Annotated in this window: 4 protein-coding genes; 3 read left to right on the top strand and 1 reads right to left on the bottom strand. The window is 33.0% G+C overall.

Annotation, left to right across the window (positions count from 1 at the left end):
- Window positions 1-228 precede the first annotated feature (228 nt).
- From dapF to AACY61_RS10390, 3 genes are all read left to right on the top strand, one after another.
- Window positions 229-1002 (top strand): diaminopimelate epimerase, encoded by a 774-nt coding sequence (dapF, locus tag AACY61_RS10400; protein ID WP_339611511.1) that lies wholly within the window; start codon window positions 229-231, stop codon window positions 1000-1002.
- Window positions 993-1517: a GNAT family N-acetyltransferase gene (locus tag AACY61_RS10395; protein ID WP_339611510.1), complete on the top strand. Its 525-nt coding sequence runs from the start codon at window positions 993-995 to the stop codon at window positions 1515-1517. The genes dapF and AACY61_RS10395 overlap by 10 nt, the downstream gene beginning before the upstream one ends.
- 90 nt (window positions 1518-1607) lie before the next feature.
- Window positions 1608-2171, top strand: a complete 564-nt coding sequence (locus AACY61_RS10390) for a TlpA disulfide reductase family protein (RefSeq protein WP_339611509.1) — start codon at window positions 1608-1610, stop codon at window positions 2169-2171.
- A 17-nt stretch (window positions 2172-2188) separates the two neighbouring features.
- Here AACY61_RS10390 and AACY61_RS10385 read toward each other — a convergent pair.
- Window positions 2189-3700, bottom strand: a 1512-nt coding sequence (locus tag AACY61_RS10385; RefSeq protein WP_339611508.1) for a DUF349 domain-containing protein, incomplete at its 5' end; no start/stop codon positions are given.

The raw sequence follows: 3700 nt of genomic DNA, 5'->3' as shown, positions 1-3700 counted from the left end.
ATGATCGAAGTTTCGGGTTTTTCTTCTATGAAAAATTTATAACCGCTTAGGGTTAAGACTCCCGAAAAAATCGCAATTATAAATAGGCTAGCGTTTCTTTTCATAAGTCTGAAATTTAAGTATTTAAACATTTTTATTGTAAAATTATTAGTTTGTAATTTGATTCAAAATAGTTTTAACGGGCATTTAACAAGAGGTAATCAACTGAAATAATAGTACCTTTGTTTTATGCAATTTACTTTCTATAAATATCAAGGAACCGGAAACGATTTTGTTCTTATCGACAATCGTCAGTTATTCTTTTCCAAAAATGATACCAAATTTATTTCACTACTCTGTAACCGAAAATTTGGCATTGGAGCAGATGGATTAATTCTTTTGGAAAACCATTCAAGCCTCGATTTTAAAATGGTATACTACAATGCAGACGGAAATCAAAGCAGTATGTGTGGAAATGGTGGTCGCTGTTTGGTGCATTTTGCCAATTTTCTGGGGATTATTCAAAGCAAAACCATTTTTGAGGCTATAGATGGCGTTCACGAAGCAAGTTTAGAGCAAGGTATTGTTTCCTTAAAAATGAATTCTGTTTCTAAAGTAGTAGAAGAGAATGAGTATACTTTTCTTGACACGGGTTCTCCACATCACATAACATTGTGTGAAAATTTGTCAAATTTTGATGTTCTAACTCATGGAGCTAGGTTACGCAATGAACTTTATGGAAAGGAGGGTGCCAATATTAATTTTGTTGAATCAATAACTGAATCCACATTTTCAGTTAGAACTTATGAGCGGGGAGTGGAAGCGGAAACCCTTTCATGCGGAACCGGAGTTACAGCAGTTGCTATTGCTATGCATTCTAAAGGTTTGACGAAATCAAATAAAGTGTTTTTACAAACCTCCGGAGGAGAGTTGACCGTGAGTTTTGAAAAAGAAGAAGGTGTTTATAAAAATGTATATTTAACAGGCCCTGCAGTAATGGTTTTTAAAGGTGAATGGAAATGATAACAGGTGAAAAGGTTAAACTTCGTGCTCTTGAACCAACTGATTTGGATTTTCTTTATCAAATTGAAAACAATACTGATTTTTGGGAATATGGTGAGAGCCAGACTCCCTTTTCGCGTTTTATTTTAAAAAATTACCTCAAAAACTCTTCTAAAGATACTTATGAAATTAAACAATTGCGTTTAGCAATCACTACTTTGAACGATGGTTTTCTGGGACTTATTGACCTTTATGATTTTGACCCAAAAAACAAACGTGTGGGGCTAGGAATTGTAATTAAAGATGAGGAACAAAGAAGTAAAGGCTTTGCTTTTGAAGCAATCAATTTACTTTGTAACTATGCTTTTTTACACTTTGATGTACATCAAGTGTTTGCAATTGTTCTTGAGAATAATGTGAAAAGCAAAAAACTTTTTGAAAAAGCCGGGTTTGTAAATACAGCTGTTAAAAAAGACTGGGTTTATTTTGGTAATTCATTTAAAGATGCATTTTTATTTCAAAGAATAAGGCCCTAGTTCCAATGTTAAGGTTGCCTAAATTAATTTGTAACTGATGAGAGTGTCTGTATCTTTGTATTTAAGTTTTGCAACTCTCTACATTACATTATGCAATTTTTAAAAAAGCACTTTTCCAATATACTTTTTGGTATTTTTTTACTGCTGTTAATTATACCACAAACACGAATTCCTATTCAGGTTTTTGTACAGCGATTGATTGCTTTTAGTCCAAATGCTATAGAAGAACAAAACCGAGAGAGTCTTTCAGATTTTTCGTGGCAATTACAAGACATTCACGGAGACCTAGTAAACCTTTCAGATTCAAAAGGTAAGGTGATTTTAATCAATTTATGGGCTACCTGGTGCCCGCCCTGCATTGCAGAGATGCCTTCATTACAGGAATTACACAATGACTATGGTGAACAAGTAGAGTTTTATTTTGTTTCTAACGAAAAACGTTCAACAATTACTACTTTTTTGAATAAAAATGAGTATGATTTTCCGGTCTATCAATCATTGGAAGAACCTCCATTAGGACTTAACTCTAATGCATTACCAACAACATATATCATCGATAAAAGTGGAAAAATAGTAATAAATAAAACAGGTGTAGCTGACTGGAACAGTAGAAAAACAAGATCCCTTCTTGATCATTTGCTGGGTAAAAGTTAAAAACCCCTAAAAAGTATTTACATTACTTCTTTTAGCTTTTTAAGTTTTTCTTTCCAAAGTTCCAATTCGTCTTTGTGTCTTTGAATGTTTTTATGAACTTCTTTTACCATTGGGTTGGAGTCATCAACATGTTGAAAAAAACCTAAGTTGTTTTCCAGTTGATTAATTTCCTGTTTTACTTCATCTATTTTTTTAGTTATAAAAAAACGTTCATTTTGGATTTTACGCTCATCGTCGTGTGAGGTAATGTTATTCAACTTGTTGTCATATTTGATGAGTTCAATTTCTTTTTTGCTGACATCCAGCTTTTTGAAAAGCGCATCAATGGTTTTATTAAACTTACTTTCAATATTCTTTTTTGGAAAAGGAACTCTTCCAATATCTTTCCAATTTTTTATTTTGTCTTTAATATATTTTAAATCACTTTTTGGTTCACCAGAAAGGTCAAAAGCCTTTAACTCGTCCAATAGTGTGTTTTTAGCTTCAAGATTTTTTACTTCTTCTTCACTTGCTTTGTTTCTGCTTTCGTGAAAACGATCAAAATAGTGATTACAAGCTGCCTTAAATTGTTTCCATATTTTATCACTGTCCTTTCTTGGAACATGACCAATTTGCTTCCACTCATTCTGAATTTTTTTCATAAGAGGAGTCACTACATCAAAATCTTCACTGTCTTTGTTTTCTTCGGCAATTTTGATTAATTCCTGCTTTTTGGAAAGGTTTGCAAATTGTTCTTTTTTCTGATTTTTATAGTATTGATTTTTCTTACGGTTAAAGTTTCTTACTGCTTCTTTAAAAGAACCCCAGCTTTCTTCATTATTTTTTGAGGGTACTTTCCCGGCATTAAAAAACTCTTCTCTTAATTTTTCTAATGCTTTAATACTCTGCTGCCACTCCTGATGACTATTTTTTGTGTTTTCTGAAAGTTCTTTGATTTGGTTAGTGATTTCAGTTTTTAGTTCAAGGTTTTTTTCAAAATCTTTTTCAATTTCTTTCTGATATTCTGCACGTTTATCATGAATAACCTTTGTAGCTGCGCTGAACCTGTCCCAAACATCGTCACGGTATTCTTTAGCAACAGGGCCTGTGTCTTCTTTCCACATTTTATGAAGCAACTGAAGTTCTCTAAATGCCTTGTTGACATTGCTTTCATTAGCAAGTTCTTCTGCGCGGTTTATGATTTTTAATTTTTGCTCCAGGTTGTGCTTAAAATCAAGGTCTCTGAATTCTCTGTTGAGGTGGAGAAAATCATAAAAGTTTTCTACGTGGTGATGGTAATTATTCCACACGGTATTGTAGCCGTCACGAGGAATAGGACCGGCTTCACGCCATCGTTCCTGAATATCTTTGAAATGTTTATAGGTGGTATTGATGTTTTCTTCCACATCAATCAGTCCTTTGAGTTCTTCAATGAGGGCTAAACGTTTTTGCAAGTTTGCCTGAAGATCTTTTTTAAGGTTTTTGAAGTAATTGTTTCTTTTTTCTGTTTTTCTTTTGCCATAATCAAAACAAGAATATACTGATGCAAC

It is taken from the genome of uncultured Planktosalinus sp. (genome assembly GCF_963973675.1).
GTDB lineage: Bacteria > Bacteroidota > Bacteroidia > Flavobacteriales > Flavobacteriaceae > Planktosalinus.
The sequence above is the reverse complement of the archived record's forward strand: the minus strand, read 5'-3'. Positions and strand labels throughout refer to the sequence as shown.